12 protein-coding genes, 2 pseudogenes and 1 riboswitch are annotated in these 12706 nt (G+C 72.2%); of the genes and pseudogenes, 4 read left to right on the plus strand and 10 right to left on the minus strand.

The features are described from left to right. Positions 1 to 25: 25 nt before the first annotated feature. A pseudogene (locus ID554_RS28730) lies at positions 26 to 508 on the minus strand (tetrahydrofolate dehydrogenase/cyclohydrolase catalytic domain-containing protein); the annotation flags it as partial. 13 nt (positions 509 to 521) lie between these two features. Then, positions 522 to 605, minus strand: a riboswitch (ZMP/ZTP riboswitch). Between the two features lie 50 nt (positions 606 to 655). Then, positions 656 to 1711: an FAD-dependent monooxygenase gene (locus ID554_RS28735; protein ID WP_117227613.1), complete on the minus strand. Its 1056-nt coding sequence runs from the start codon at positions 1709 to 1711 to the stop codon at positions 656 to 658. A gap of 55 nt (positions 1712 to 1766) precedes the next feature. Between ID554_RS28735 and ID554_RS28740 the strand changes: the two genes are divergently transcribed. Then, entirely contained in the window at positions 1767 to 2333 is a 567-nt protein-coding gene (locus tag ID554_RS28740; RefSeq protein WP_117227614.1) for a TetR/AcrR family transcriptional regulator, read from the plus strand. On the opposite strand, the gene ID554_RS28745 is transcribed toward ID554_RS28740, so the two are convergent. Further along, positions 2321 to 3322, minus strand: coding sequence for a tyrosine-type recombinase/integrase (locus ID554_RS28745; RefSeq protein ID WP_117227615.1), 1002 nt, complete (start codon positions 3320 to 3322; stop codon positions 2321 to 2323). The genes ID554_RS28740 and ID554_RS28745 overlap by 13 nt on opposite strands. 506 nt (positions 3323 to 3828) lie before the next feature. On the opposite strand from ID554_RS28745, the pseudogene ID554_RS28750 reads away from it, so the two are divergent. From ID554_RS28750 to ID554_RS28760, 3 genes and pseudogenes are all read left to right on the plus strand, one after another. Then, a pseudogene (locus ID554_RS28750) lies at positions 3829 to 4332 on the plus strand (formylglycine-generating enzyme family protein); the annotation flags it as partial. A gap of 38 nt (positions 4333 to 4370) precedes the next feature. Beyond that, positions 4371 to 5276 (plus strand): ADP-ribosylglycohydrolase family protein, encoded by a 906-nt coding sequence (locus ID554_RS28755; protein ID WP_158573713.1) that lies wholly within the window; start codon positions 4371 to 4373, stop codon positions 5274 to 5276. A 9-nt stretch (positions 5277 to 5285) separates the two neighbouring features. After that, positions 5286 to 6038 carry a FadR/GntR family transcriptional regulator gene (locus ID554_RS28760; RefSeq protein ID WP_117227617.1) on the plus strand — a complete coding sequence of 251 codons (753 nt, stop codon included), beginning with the start codon at positions 5286 to 5288 and terminating at the stop codon, positions 6036 to 6038. A gap of 7 nt (positions 6039 to 6045) precedes the next feature. Here the strand turns inward: ID554_RS28760 and ID554_RS28765 are convergent, their stop codons facing one another. From ID554_RS28765 to ID554_RS28795, 7 genes are all read right to left on the minus strand, one after another. Beyond that, entirely contained in the window at positions 6046 to 7257 is a 1212-nt protein-coding gene (locus ID554_RS28765; protein WP_117227618.1) for an LLM class flavin-dependent oxidoreductase, read from the minus strand. Then, entirely contained in the window at positions 7254 to 7988 is a 735-nt protein-coding gene (locus ID554_RS28770; protein ID WP_117227619.1) for an alpha/beta fold hydrolase, read from the minus strand. The genes ID554_RS28765 and ID554_RS28770 overlap by 4 nt, the downstream gene beginning before the upstream one ends. Beyond that, complete coding sequence (locus tag ID554_RS28775; protein WP_117227620.1) at positions 7985 to 8830, minus strand: alpha/beta fold hydrolase; 846 nt, start codon at positions 8828 to 8830, stop codon at positions 7985 to 7987. Before ID554_RS28775 ends, ID554_RS28770 begins: the two co-directional genes overlap by 4 nt. Positions 8831 to 8852: 22 nt before the next feature. Further along, positions 8853 to 9374 (minus strand): flavin reductase family protein, encoded by a 522-nt coding sequence (locus tag ID554_RS28780; protein WP_147333437.1) that lies wholly within the window; start codon positions 9372 to 9374, stop codon positions 8853 to 8855. Further along, entirely contained in the window at positions 9371 to 10222 is an 852-nt protein-coding gene (locus ID554_RS28785; protein WP_117227622.1) for an FAD:protein FMN transferase, read from the minus strand. Before ID554_RS28785 ends, ID554_RS28780 begins: the two co-directional genes overlap by 4 nt. Positions 10223 to 10345: 123 nt before the next feature. After that, on the minus strand, positions 10346 to 11221 hold the full coding sequence (locus ID554_RS28790) for an HpcH/HpaI aldolase/citrate lyase family protein (RefSeq protein WP_117227623.1): 876 nt from the start codon (positions 11219 to 11221) through the stop codon (positions 10346 to 10348). Further along, on the minus strand, positions 11218 to 12684 hold the full coding sequence (locus tag ID554_RS28795; protein ID WP_117227624.1) for a dihydroorotase: 1467 nt from the start codon (positions 12682 to 12684) through the stop codon (positions 11218 to 11220). Before ID554_RS28795 ends, ID554_RS28790 begins: the two co-directional genes overlap by 4 nt. Between the last annotated feature and the right edge of the window lie 22 nt (positions 12685 to 12706).

Below are 12706 nucleotides of genomic sequence, written 5' to 3' on the forward strand. Positions count from 1 at the left end.
GCACATGCTCCGGCCGCACGATCCCCACCGGCACCCCGTGGAACGCCAACAACTCCTCCACACCCGCCGGCGTACACGGCAACGGACCCGGCAACCCGAGCGCCAACCGCCCCATGTTCACCGGATGCATGCCGTCCACGTCCTTGTCCGGGTCCAGCACCTGCAACGCCCGGTCGTAGTCCAACCCACCCGGAACCGGATGCTGCACCAACACCCCGTGCACACCCCGGTCCGCGTTGAGCTCCGTCACCACCGCATGCAGATCCGCCTGCGACGCCGACGCCGGCAACCGCACGTGCGGCGACGCGAAACCCAACTCCGCCGCCTGTCGCTGCTTGATCCCGATGTAGCGCGCGCTCGCCGCGTCGTCACCGACCAGCACCGTCGCCAACGCCGGAGTCACCCCCGCCGCCCGCACCGCCGCCACACCCTCGGCCACCTCGGCCAGAATCCGCTCCGCCACCGGCGCACCGGGCAACAAACGGGCCGTCGTCATCGTCGTGGACATGGCTCACCCCGATCGCGGAGGCCCAGGCGGACGACCCCCACGACGAGCTTCCCGATGGTCGATCCCATCCCCGGTGCCGCCAGTCGCGTCACCGACAGCCTTCCACACCCGACGCCGCCATCACCACCACCGGCGCGGCTCCCGCCATCAGCCCGGGGGACCGAACGCCAACGCCAGCCGCAACGCCGCGTCCCGCAGCCCGGTGAACCGCCGCACCTGCGCCAACCGGCCCGCCCGTACCGCCATCGCCGCCATCCGCTGCGTCGGCACCCGCCGCGCCCCGTCGTAGCGGGCCAACGCCGACGACACGTCCGCCTCCGCTGCCAACGCCTCCGCCAACGCCACCGCGTCGATCAACGCCTGGCAGGCGCCCTGCCCCAGATCCGGCGTCATCGCGTGCGCCGCGTCGCCCAGCAACACCCACCGGCCGCGCACATACGTCGGCACCGGCGGCAGATAGTGCACGTCGTGGTGCAGCACCCCGGCCACGTCGATCCGATCCAGCACCGCCGGCACCGGGTCGTGCCAGTCACCGAACCACCGCCGCAACGCCGCCAGATCACCCTCCGGCGGCCGGAAACCCTCCGGCGCGGCCACCGCCGCATACCAGTTCGCCACCCCGGGGCCCTGCGGCGTCACCCCGAACTTGCGCCCCCGACCCCACGTCTCCCCACCGGAGGGCACCTCCAACGGCACCGTGCCACGCCACGCCGTCACCCCCGAGTACCGCAACGGGAACCGGTCACCGAACATCGCCGCCCGGGTCGCGCTGCGGATCCCGTCCGCGCCCACCACCACGTCGTACCCGTCACCCAGCTCCGCCGGACCGGCCACCGGCGCACCGAAGCGCACCGTGCCCGCCGGCAACGCCTCCGCCAACAGACCCAGCAACGCCGGCCGGGACAGCAGCAGCACCCCCTCACCGTGCCGCCGTCGGATCCGCCCCACGTCCAACCGGGCGATCACCGTCCCGTCCGGGCGACGCATCGCGCCGTCCGGCTGCGCCCGCCCCCGTTCCCGCGCGCCCACGCCGAGCCGGTCCAACGCCCGCAACGCCGAGGGCCAGATGCCCAACCCGGTACCCGTCTCGGGCAGCCCCGCCGCCCGCTCGAACACTGTCACCGTCCACCCGGCGCGCAGCAGTCCCACCGCCACCGCCAGTCCACCCACGCCGCCTCCGATGACGGCCGCTGATCCTCGCATCACCCGACCGTACTACAGATGTAGTTGCCAGCACTACTGATGTAGTCTCGGCCACGTGGACGCCCGCCAACAACGCCTCCTCGACGCCGCCATCGCCGTCCTCGGCACCCGCGGCCCCCGCCACCTCACCCACCGCGCCGTCGACGACCAGGCCGAACTCCCCACCGGCTCCACCTCCAACCGCTACCGCACCCGCGAAGCCCTCATCGCCGGCGTCCTCACCCGCATCCTCGACCTCGAAACCACCGGCTGGAACCACCTCGCCGGCACCCTCGACCACATCGACCCCGACACCTTCACCGCCGCCCTCGGCGCCCTCGTCCACGACCTCACCACCACCCAGCGCGCCCTCACCCTCGCCCGACTCGCGATCTTCGCCGAAGCCGCCCACCACCCCGCCCTCCAACACCAGATCGCCCAACGCCAACACGACCTCGCCGCCTGGGCCACACCCCTGCTCGCCGCACTCGGCGCCCGACACCCCGCCACCGCCCTGCGACTCCTGCTCGCCCTCATCGACGGACTCCTCAACAACCAACTCGCCAACCCCGACCCCCACTTCGACCCCACCACCGCCATCGCCGCCGTCCTACCGGCCGTCCTCGCCGCTCACCCCGCCTGAGACCGCACCAACCCCACCAACGCCCGGTACGTGCGATTCACCCTCGCCGCCTCCCGCTGCTGCCCGGACGTCACCTCGATGTACGTCTGCGACGACGCCAGCGACGCATGCCCCAACAACCGCATGATCTCCGCCGCACCCGCCCCGTCCTCGGCCAACCGCGTCGCGAACGTGTGCCGCAACGCGTGCAACCGCGCCCCACGCGGCACCCGGTCACCGATCCCCGCGCGCCGGTAACAGGACTCCACCAGATACTGCAGACCACCCCGCCGCAACGCCTCACCCTGCCGATCCACCAGCAACGGCGAGGCCGGCCGCACCGTCCGCGAACCGAACCGCCGCACCCGACTGTCCAGGTACCCGGCCAGCAGCGCGTCCAGATCCGGCTCCACCGGCAACACCCGAGGCCGCCCACCCTTGCCGGCCACCTCCAACCGGCGCTCGCCCGGCCGACCTCCCAGCGAACCGACCCGCAACGCCAGCAGTTCCGACAACCGCAGCCCGGCGCACAACGCCAGCGCCAACACCGCCACGTCCCGCTCCGGCCACGGGTCCCGCTGCCGTCCCCGAGCCTGCGCCGCCGCGGCGAGCAACTGCTCGGGAGTGTCCTCACCCCGCAGCGGCTTCGGCGCCGGCAGCGGCGCCCGGGGCCGTCCCACCGCCGGCATCGGATTGCCGGCCACCACCTGCTCGGCCACCAGGAACGAGAAGAAGCCGTTCCAGGTGGACCAGGCGCGCCCCACCGAGGCGGCGGCCCGGTCGGCGGCGAACCGGGCGAACGCCGCCCGCATCAACCTGGGGGAGAGCGCCCCGATCCGCAGGTCGCCGAGGGGGAGGGGAGGGGTGGCCAACTCCGCCGCGAGCACGGCCACCGAGACCAGGTCCCGCCGGTACGCCGCCTGGGTGTGCGGGGAGGGCTTGCGCGTCGCCCGGGAGGTCAGGAACTCCTCGATCAGCACCTGTACCGTTTCATCCCTTTTGTCATGCATAAGGGATATTATGCATGATTTTCGGGTTCGTGGCCGACCCGGGGGACCGGGAAACGGAGCCCACCGTGCCGCCGAACGATGGGGGCACAGTGGGAAGCCGTCCTCGGCCTGTCCGTGCCGTCGGGCGCGCCGGGCGGTCGGCGCGCGGTGGGGGCGGGGACCGAGGCAACCCGGACGCGCCGGTCAGGCGTCGGCGGTGGGTGATCGTTCTGGAGCGCGGCCCGGCAGGCCGCCCGGCGTGCGCCGTCGTCGCGCCGATCGCCGACGAAGCCCTACGCACCCGCGCCGGAGCGCGCCGGGATGTAAGGAAGGGTCCCTTGCTAACGCCTGGTGTATAGCAGGGGACCCTTCCTTACATCCCAGGCTGCCGGAATCCCCTCTCGGGGAGTGCGTCGGAACGCCAGCTTTACATAATGTCAATTATCGAACCTGCGTCGGGCGGCGGAAGAAGCCCGCTGTCGGGATGGATCGGTAGCATCTGGTCCTCGTGGACTCCGACAGTGTGATGGTGGACGTCCCGGCAGGGCGTGTGGTGCTGTCGGACCGGCGTACGCAGCGCAGCTGTCCAGTCGACGTCGGGCCGTGCCGACGGGCTGCGGCCGGCGTACCGGATCGACGGCGAGGACGTCGGGTGGGACACCGGCGCCGACGGGTACCGGCTGCCCACCGAGGCCGAGTGGGAGCACGCCTGCCGGGCCGGCACCAGCGGTCCGCGGTACGGACCGCTGGACGAGATCGCCTGGTATCGCGGCAACTCCGGTGACCGGCTGCACGACGTGGGCGGTAAGCGGCCCAACGCCTGGGGCCTGTACGACATGCTGGGCAACGTCTGGGACTGGTGTTGGGACGTGTACGACCCCGAGGTGTACGGCACCTACCGGGTGTTGCGCGGCGGCGGCTGGTTCGACGAGCACTGGAGTTGCCGGGCGTCGGTGCGGCGGCGCAGTCACCCGACCTTCGCGGTCGACGACGTGGGGTTCCGCCTCGCCCGGTCCGGTCACTCAGAGTAGTCGACCACTCCCCTCGTTCGGGCGCATAGGCTGTGGGCGTGTCGAGTGTCGTGGATGGGCCGGCGGCGGTGTGGCGGGTGGCGGGGGCGTTGACCGCGTACGCCTGCGGGGACGCGTTGGGGGTGCCGTACGAGGGGCGTCCACCGACCGACGACGGTGCCGAGGTGATCGAGACGCCTCGGGCCAGTGACCGGTGGGCTGCCGGGGCGACCTCGGACGACACGGCGTTGACGCTGCTCGTGGCCGGGTGCCTGGTGGACGGTGGCGGTGACGTGGACGCGGTGACGTTCCTGTCTCGGGTGGCGGCGCACGATCCCCCGGTGCCGGGTGCGGGGCCATCGACGCGGGCGGCGCTGGCGGCGTTCCGGGCCACCGGTGCGGTGCCCGACGATCGGGAGGGTGGCACGAACGGCGCGCCGATGCGGGCGTTGCCGGTGGGCTGGTCGGTGCCGCCGGAGCGGATGGATCTGCTGGTGGCACGGACGGTGGAGTTGACGCGGGCGACGCACCGGGCGCCGGAGGCGTTGGTCGCGGCGGTGGTGATGGCCGGGTGCGCGTCGTGGTCGGTGGCGGGCGTGCCGGTGGCGGTGTTGCTGGATCGGGCGGCGGAGTTGGTGCAGGTGGCGCGTCCGGTGTGCGGGGACGCGCCGCGGCTGGCCGGGTTGTTGGGTGACGTGGTGGCGGGTGGATGGTCTCCCCCGCCGTCGGGTGTGGGTCTGGACGCGGCCGAGACGGTGGCGGCGGTGCTGCACTGTGTGCGGGGCGCGGCGTCGGTGCGGGGTGGGTTGGTGGCGGCGGTGCGGTGTGGTGGGGACACGGACACGGTGGCGGCGTTGGTGGGTGGTCTGCTGGGTGCGCGGTCGTCGGCGGTGAGGCGGGTGGCGCCGGTCGATGGGGGCTGTGTGCGGTCGCGTGCGGGTCTGGCCAAGATCGTGGCACCGTAGGATCGGGTCATGCCCGCGAGTCAGCCGACCCCGAGGTTCCGTCAGCGTGCGGCGAAGATGAGTGAGTTGGTGGCGCGGCAGATCCTGGAGGACATCGTCGAGCAGGGGTTGTCGGCGGGTGCGGCGTTGCCGACCGAGGCGCAGATGCTCCAGGGGTACGGGGTGAGTCGCGGGACGCTGCGGGAGGCGTTGCGGATTCTGGAGATCAACGGTCTGGTGCGGGTGCGGCCGGGTCGTGGTGGTGGGCCGGTGGTGGGGGCGGTGGATCCGCACACGTTCGGTCGGACGATGGCGTTGTTCATGCAGATGGGGCGGACCAGGTTCGGTGAGCTGGTCGAGGCGCGCGTGATCATGGAGCCGTTGATGGCGAGGTTGGCGGCGGAGCGGCGTGATGCGGGGCGGTTGCGGGAGTTGGCGGAGTCGATGCGGGAGCATCGGAGCCTGGAGGAGCGGGACGAGGCCAGTTATCTGGCGGTGATGCAGCGGTTCCATGGTGTGGTGGCGGGGTTGTCGGGCAACGGGGTGCTGGATCTGTTCGGGCGGGCGTTGAAGGAGATCTACACGGAGCGGGTGGTGGCGGCGGAGCGGCGGCCGGAGCGGTGGGAGGAGGTGCGGCGGGAGCACGAGGCGGTGGCGGCGGCGATCGTGGCCGGGGACGGGGTGGAGGCGGAGCGGTTGATGCGGGCGCACATGGTGGCGTTGGCGGGGCATCTGGTGCGGGACTACGCGGGTGTGCAGGACGAGGTGGTGGGTTGGTGGTGAGGGTCGGTCAGGACAGTGCGCTGGACAGGACGGCGCGTACCGGGGTGTGGTCGTTGTCGAGTCGCCAGGTGGTGTCGTGGTCGCGCCAGTCGGTGCCGAGGGGGGTGACGGCGGGCATGACTTCGCGGGCGAACAGGGTGAGGTGGTCGCGTACCTCGTTGCTGGTCATGTCGCCGGCGTGGTTCATCAGGATGAGGTGTCCGGCGCCGGTGTGTTCGTAGAGGCGGCGGATCTGTGCGGTGACCTGGTCGGGGGTGCCGATGAGCAGGATGCCGGCGTCGATGAGGTCTTCGTAGCTCATGCGGCGGACGGCGCCGAGTCGGCCGCGTAGGGCGGCGACGGCGGAGGCGGGTGGGAAGTAGCCGGGTGGGCTGGCCGCGCCGAGGCGCAGGCGGCCGGGCTTGAGGTAGTACATGAGTTTGCGGCCGATGTCGCGGGCCTGCTGTTCGGTGGGGGCGACGTGGCACAGGGCCATGTAGGCGAACCGGTCGGGGCCGGGTTCGGGGTGGCCGGCGGCGGTGGCGGTGCGGCGGTAGAGCCGGAACGAGGCGGCGGTGTCCTCGTAGGTGCCGAGCAGGTTGCACAGGGTGTAGCCGTGGCGGGCGGTCCATTCGACGAGGCGGGTGGAGGTGCCGCTGATCCAGATCGGTGGGTGGGGCTGCTGGTAGGGGCGCGGCCAGACGCTGACGTAGCGGTAGTGGTAGTGGGTGCCTTCCCAGGAGAAGACGTCGTCGCGGGTCCAGGCCTGGGTGATGAGGTCGTGGGCTTCGATGAACATGTCGAGGTTGTGGACGGGGTTCTGGTTGGAGGGGAACGTCTCGCCCTGGACGCCTCGGACGAAGCCGCAGTCGATGCGTCCGCCGCTGACGGCGTCGAGGTAGGCGATCTCCTCGGCGACGCGGACGGGGCTTTCGCGGTGTGGCAGTGGGGTGCCGAGGACGAGGACCCGGCCGCGGCGGGTGCGGTGCAGGACGGAGGCGGCGCTGAGGGTGGCGGAGACCTGGAGGGTGGAGGCGGACTGGTGGTGTTCGTTGACCATGAGGTCGAAGCCGAGTTCGTCGGCGAGTTCGTACTCGTCGAGGTAGCGCTGGTAGAGCTGGTGGCCGAGGACCGGGTCGTAGTAGCGGTTGGGCATGAAGTATTTGAGTCCGCGGTGGGCTTCTTCGGCCTCGGGGGGCACGAAGGGGTACGGCATCTCGGTGAAGTGGTAGAGCCTCATGGGGCCTCTCCCCTCAGGAAGGACCGGACCAGCCGGTGGAACTCGTCGGGGCGTTCGAGGTAGGGGTAGTGGCCGGTGTGTGGGAGTTCGAGGTAGCGGGCGGTGGGGAGCAGGTCGGCGAGGGCGGCGCTGTGTCGGGGTGGGACGAGGCGGTTGTGGCTGCCGGCGATGACGAGGGTGGGGATGGTGATCAGGTGCAGCCATCGTCGGAGTCGGGGGTCGTGGAGGAAGGGTTTCCAGGCGTATCGGGCCAGGGCGGCGCGGTCGGCGAAGGCGCGTTCGTGGTCGCTGTCGGGTAGGTCGGCGGGGTGGCCGGGCATCCGTAGGTCGTGGCTGGCGGTGGGGTCGGCCCAGCCGAGTTCGATGATCTCGGTGGGGTCGAGGAGCAGGATGTCGGCGAAGTCGGGTTCGGTGGGGCCGGAGAGTTTGACGCCGTACGGGGAGACGAGGACGAGTGAGGTGAAGCGGTGGGGTGCGCGTACCGCCATCTCCAGGGCGATCCAGCCGCCGAAGCCGGCGCCGGCGAGGTGGCGGGGGGTGTCGGTGGTGGTGGTGAGGTAGTGCTGGGCGAGGTCGGCGACGCTGTCCCAGTGTGCGGTGGTGGCGTCGTGGGGGGTGCCGAAGCCGGGGTGGCGGGGTACGTCGACGTCGAGGTCGTCGGCGAGGAGGCGGAGTGCGCCGACGGGTCCGGGGAGGACGTCGGCGTCGTGCAGGAACAGCAGGCTGTTCATGGGGTGGTCCGGGTGGTGAGGAAGGTCAGCAGCAGCTCGGCGAGGGTGTCGGGTTGGTCGAGGTTGGGGGCGTGTCGGGTGTCCATGCGGTGGATGTGGATGTGGGGTGCGAGGTTGTCGAAGTGTCGGCTCCAGCCGGGTTGGAGCAGGTCGTCGCGGGTGCCTTCGACGACGAGTACGGGGACGGGGCTGTGGCGTAGCGGGCTGGGCCAGGTGTCGTCGGTGGTGGGGGTGGACATGGTGGGGTGGCGTAGGCGGGCGGCGAGCAGGGCGGTGACGTGTCCGGGTTTGCGGGTGTTGGCGTAGCGGGTGCGGATGGTGTCGTCGAGGCCGGGATGGTCGTCGACCATGGTGGTGACCAGGCGGCGCATGTCTTGTTCGGTGCCGTCGAAGTGGCCGAGTTCGGTGATGCCTTTGGTGGTGCGCCAGGGGCCGCCGGTGCCGCAGATGCTGACGGCGGAGAGTGCCGGCAGGGTGGGTGTGGTGGCGGCGAGGGCCCGGAGCAGGAGTGAGCCGCCGAAGGACTGGCCGACGAAGTGGGCGGTGTGGACGCCGATGGCGGTGCAGAACGCGGCGAGGTGGGCGGTGCGGGAGGCGTACGGTGACCGGTCGAGGTAGACGGCTTTGTCGGTGTCGCCGTAGCCGAGCATGTCGGGGGCGAGGACGCGGTGGCGCCGGGCGAGCAGCGGCATGACGGTGGCCCAGCTGCTGATGGCGTCGCCGCCGAAGGCGCCGTCGTGGACGAGGACGATGGTGCCGCGTGGGGTGTGTGGTGGGGTGCTTTCCCAGTAGCGGGTGGTGAAGCCGCCGGCGTCGACGGTGTGTGGGCGTGGTGTGGTCATGTCTGGCCGCCTCCCGGCGCGTCTAGGTGTCGTGGTGGAAGGTGCCGTAGCGTCCGCCGAGGTAGAGCAGGGGTTTCGCGTCGGTTTGGGCGCGGGCGTGTAGGACCTCGCCGCAGAGGATCCAGTGGTCGCCGCCGTGGTGTACGGCGGTGGTGCGGCATTCGAGGACGGCGGTGGTGCCGGTGGCGAGGGTGGGTACGCGGGTGTGGCCGGCGACGACGGCGGCGGCGAGGTCGTCGAGGTGTCGGCTGCGGGTGGCGAAGGCCTGTGCCCAGGTGGCGCGGTCGGCGGCGAGGTAGTTGATGCTGAACTGGCCGGTGTCTTCGGCCAGTGGGGCGAGGTGGGTCTTGTGGTCGACGGCGACCATGGCCATGGGTGGTCGGCCGGACAGGGATGTGGCGGAGGTGCAGGTGAGGCCGGTGACGCCGGCGGGTCCGCCGGGTACGAGGAGGATCGCCACGGGGGCGGGCACCTGCCGGTAGGCGGCGCGGAAGCGGGCGGTGTCGACGAGCCGGTCGGGGCCGGTGGGGACGGTGTCGGTCATCGGGGTGTTCCGGTCAGCCACAGGTGGTGGACGTCGGTGCGGGTGGCGAGCTGGTCGGCTGCCGGGTGGCCGCCGATGACGGCGGCGGTGGCGACCCAGTCGGCGCAGGCGCCGGTGCGGGCCAGGACGGTGGCCTGGGTGATGTCGGAGGTGGTGGGGTGTCCGGTGCGGGGGTCGATGAGGTGGTGCCGGTCGGTGCCCCAGCGTCGTCTGCCGGTGCCGCTGGTGGCGACGCCGCCGTCGCGGACCAGCAGGGTCCGTCCGTCGGGTAGGGCGATGGGCCAGCCGTCGCCGTCGGGGCCGGGGCCTCGGCAGGCGACGTCTCCCCCGATGCTGGCGGCCGAGTTGGGGCCGAGCCAGGTGATGACGTCGTCGGCCCAGCGTCCTTTGGCGAGGGCGGCGACGTCGACGTGGTGGCCGGGGGCGAGTCGGGCGGCGCGGGGGCGTAGGTGCAGCACGGTGTGCAGCGGTGGTACGGGGGCGGGTGGCGCCGGTGGCGGGGTGTGTGGGGCGCCGGTGGCCCAGGAGTGGGTGTAGCCGGCGGTGTGTAGGCGGGGTAGGACGGCCGCGTTGACCAGGTCGGTGCTGGCGGCGGCGACGTCGAGGGCGTGGCGGAGCATGGCGTGCAGGTCGTCGGAGATGTGGTGCCAGGTGCCGGCGGCGGCGTTGAGGCGGGACAGTTCGCTGTCGGGGCGGAACCGGGAGAAGCGGCGGTCCAGGTCCCGTAGTCGGTGTTCCACGTCGGTGAACGGCAGGGCCGGTGGTCCGTGGCTGGCGAGGGTCACCTCGCAGGTGAACACCGCGCAGGTGTGGCGGTGCAGGTGGGGTGTGGTGGTCGTGATGGTCATGTGGGTGCTCCCTTCACCACCAGGAATAACATGCTAAACATAATCATGTTTTAGTGGCAAGGGTGCGGACCGGCCCCGGGACGCCGGGGTGCCACCGGGGCCGGTCCAGGGGTTCCGGGGCGGTTAGCCGCCTACGGCGGCCCGGTCGAGGATCTCCCGGGCGCTGCGCGCGACCGCCGCGTCGATGAACCGGCCGTCGGCGGTGACCGTCACGCCGGAGCCGTCACGTTCGGCGTCGGCCAGCCGGTCGACGACGTCGCGGGCGGCGGCCACCTCCTCGTCGGTCGGCGAGAACACCCGGTTGACCACCGGCACCTGGGCGGGATGGATGGCGGTGCGGCCCCGGAAACCCTGTCGCAGCAGCAGCCGGCTGGTCTGTTCGAGGCGGTCCGGGTCGCGTAGGACCGTCTCGGTGGGGCCGACCGGCGGGGCGAGGCCGGCGGCGGCGCCGGCCAGCACCACGCGGGACCGCATCGGCCACAGCTCGGCCCTGTCCGGGCCTGGTTGCAGGCGCAGTTCGGCGGCCAGGTCCGCCTCGCCGAGTCCGAGCCGGACCACCCGGCGGGCGGCGGCCACCGCGTCCGCCCGCCACACTCCCCCAGCGGTCTCCAGCAGGGCGAACACCACCAGCGAGCCGGCCGGCAGGCGGTGGGTGTGTTCGGCGTCGCCGAGCAGCCGGTCCACCTCGGCCAGCAGGTCGACGTCGGCCTTGGGCACCACCACGCCGGTCAGGTGCGCGCCGGCCACCGCGGCGATGTCGTCGGCCGGCGTGTCGGCGTTGACGCGTACCCACCACTGGGGGCCGGCGGGCGCGTCGGCGAGGAACGTCCCGACGGTTTCCCGGGCGGCGGGTTTGTGTGCCGGCACGACCGCGTCCTCCAGGTCGAGGATGCAGGCGTCGGCGCCGCGGGTCGCGGCCCGGGCCAGCTTGTCCGGCTGGTCCCCCGGCACGTACAGGTAGCTGCGGGCGATGGCCGGGGACGTGCCGACGGCGGTCACGGGCGGGTCGGGCGGGACAGGTATCGGCCGCGTGGCTGCCCGACCACGGTGCCGTCGCGCAGGATCTGCTCGCCGCGCAGGAACGTGTCGGTGACGCGGGCGGTCAGTTCCATGCCCTCGAACGGCGTGTAGTCCTGCGCCGACAGCGACTCGTCGGCGCGTACCGTCCAGGTGTGGTCGGCGTCGACCAGGCAGAGGTCGGCGTCCAGGCCCTCGGCGATGGCGCCCTTGCTGGCCAGGCCGAAGCGGCGGGCCGGCGCCCACGAGGTCAGCTCGGCGACGCGGGCGTAGGACAGGCCGCGTTTGGTGCCCTCGCTGATCAGGCCGGGCAGCAGGTACTCGGCGCCGCCGAAACCGGACTTGGCGACGAAGATGTCGTCGTCGGGCTCACCGAACTTGACCTCGGCGCGGCAGCAGGCGTGGTCGCTGACGACCCAGTCGAGCTGGCCGTCGAGCAGGTGCGCCCAGAGCGCCTCGACGTCCTCGCGGGGACGCAGCGGCGGGTTGACCTTGCCGCCGAGGCCGTACGCGGTGTCGATGTCGGCCAGCAGGTGCCCGATGGTCACCTCGCGGCGGAAGTCGACGTGCGGGAACGCCTGCGCCATGCGGATCGCCGCGTCGACGGCCTTGGCCGAGGACAGGTGCAGCAGGTTGATGGTGGGCAGGCCGGTCTCGTGGGCGAGGTAGGCGGCGATGCTGACCGCCAGGCCCTCGGAGTGCGGCGGCCGGGAGGCGCTGTACGCGGCCAGGCCGGTCAGCGTGCCCTCCTGCTCGACCATCCGGGTGTACGCCGACATGATCTCCGCGGTCTCGCAGTGCAGCGACAGCGAGATCTCGTCGGCCAGTTCGGGGAACCGTTCACGGGCGGCCTGCACGCCGCGCATGACGAACTCGAAGTGCGCGTAGTCGTAGCGGGCGTCGGGCGGGATCATCAGGAACGAGCTCTGGTCGGCGGAGCGCCCGTGCAGGCCGTGACCGCCGTAGAACATGAAGATCTTGAACGAGGTGACCCCGTGGTCGCGGACCAGGTCGGGGATCTCGTCGATGTGCTCGGCGGTCATCGGCGCCACGTGGAAGGCGTAGTCGACGAAGGAGCGGTGGTCGGTGGTGGCGCGGACCTCGGGGAAGAACTCGCCGTACGGTCCGCCCCGGTTGAGGTAGTACTGGCCGGTGCGGATGTAGTTGATGGCGGAGGTGACACCGCCCTGCGCGCAGGCGCGGCTCTCGGTGCCGGTGTCCTGCGCCAGCGGGTGGTAGATGCCCCAGTGCTGGTGGGCGTCGACGACGCCGGGGAAGGCGAGCTTGCCGCCGCCGTCGACGACGGTGGTCGCCTCGGCGGCGTCGATGCTCGGGGCGAGACGGGCCACCCGGCCGTCGCGTACGCCGATGTCCAGCGCCGCCGGCTCCGCCTGGTCGTGTCGCACCACGCGGACGTTGCGCACTACGAGATCGAAGGGTTGCATGATGTGCTCCTGAAGGTCGGCG

The sequence above is a fragment of the Micromonospora craniellae genome, assembly GCF_014764405.1.
Lineage (GTDB): Bacteria > Actinomycetota > Actinomycetes > Mycobacteriales > Micromonosporaceae > Micromonospora > Micromonospora craniellae.

Excerpts from the sequence above, each read along its gene's own strand:
- ID554_RS28765 (WP_117227618.1), bottom strand. The coding sequence starts at position 7,257 with ATGAGGCTCTACCACTTCACCGAGATGCCGTACCCCTTCGTGCCCCCC.
- ID554_RS28795 (WP_117227624.1), bottom strand. The coding sequence starts at position 12,684 with ATGCAACCCTTCGATCTCGTAGTGCGCAACGTCCGCGTGGTGCGACAC.
- ID554_RS28785 (WP_117227622.1), bottom strand. The coding sequence starts at position 10,222 with ATGACCATCACGACCACCACACCCCACCTGCACCGCCACACCTGCGCG.
- ID554_RS28760 (WP_117227617.1), top strand. The coding sequence starts at position 5,286 with ATGCCCGCGAGTCAGCCGACCCCGAGGTTCCGTCAGCGTGCGGCGAAG.
- ID554_RS28780 (WP_147333437.1), bottom strand. The coding sequence starts at position 9,374 with ATGACCGACACCGTCCCCACCGGCCCCGACCGGCTCGTCGACACCGCC.
- ID554_RS28770 (WP_117227619.1), bottom strand. The coding sequence starts at position 7,988 with ATGAACAGCCTGCTGTTCCTGCACGACGCCGACGTCCTCCCCGGACCC.
- ID554_RS28735 (WP_117227613.1), bottom strand. The coding sequence starts at position 1,711 with ATGCGAGGATCAGCGGCCGTCATCGGAGGCGGCGTGGGTGGACTGGCG.
- ID554_RS28775 (WP_117227620.1), bottom strand. The coding sequence starts at position 8,830 with ATGACCACACCACGCCCACACACCGTCGACGCCGGCGGCTTCACCACC.
- ID554_RS28745 (WP_117227615.1), bottom strand. The coding sequence starts at position 3,322 with ATGCATGACAAAAGGGATGAAACGGTACAGGTGCTGATCGAGGAGTTC.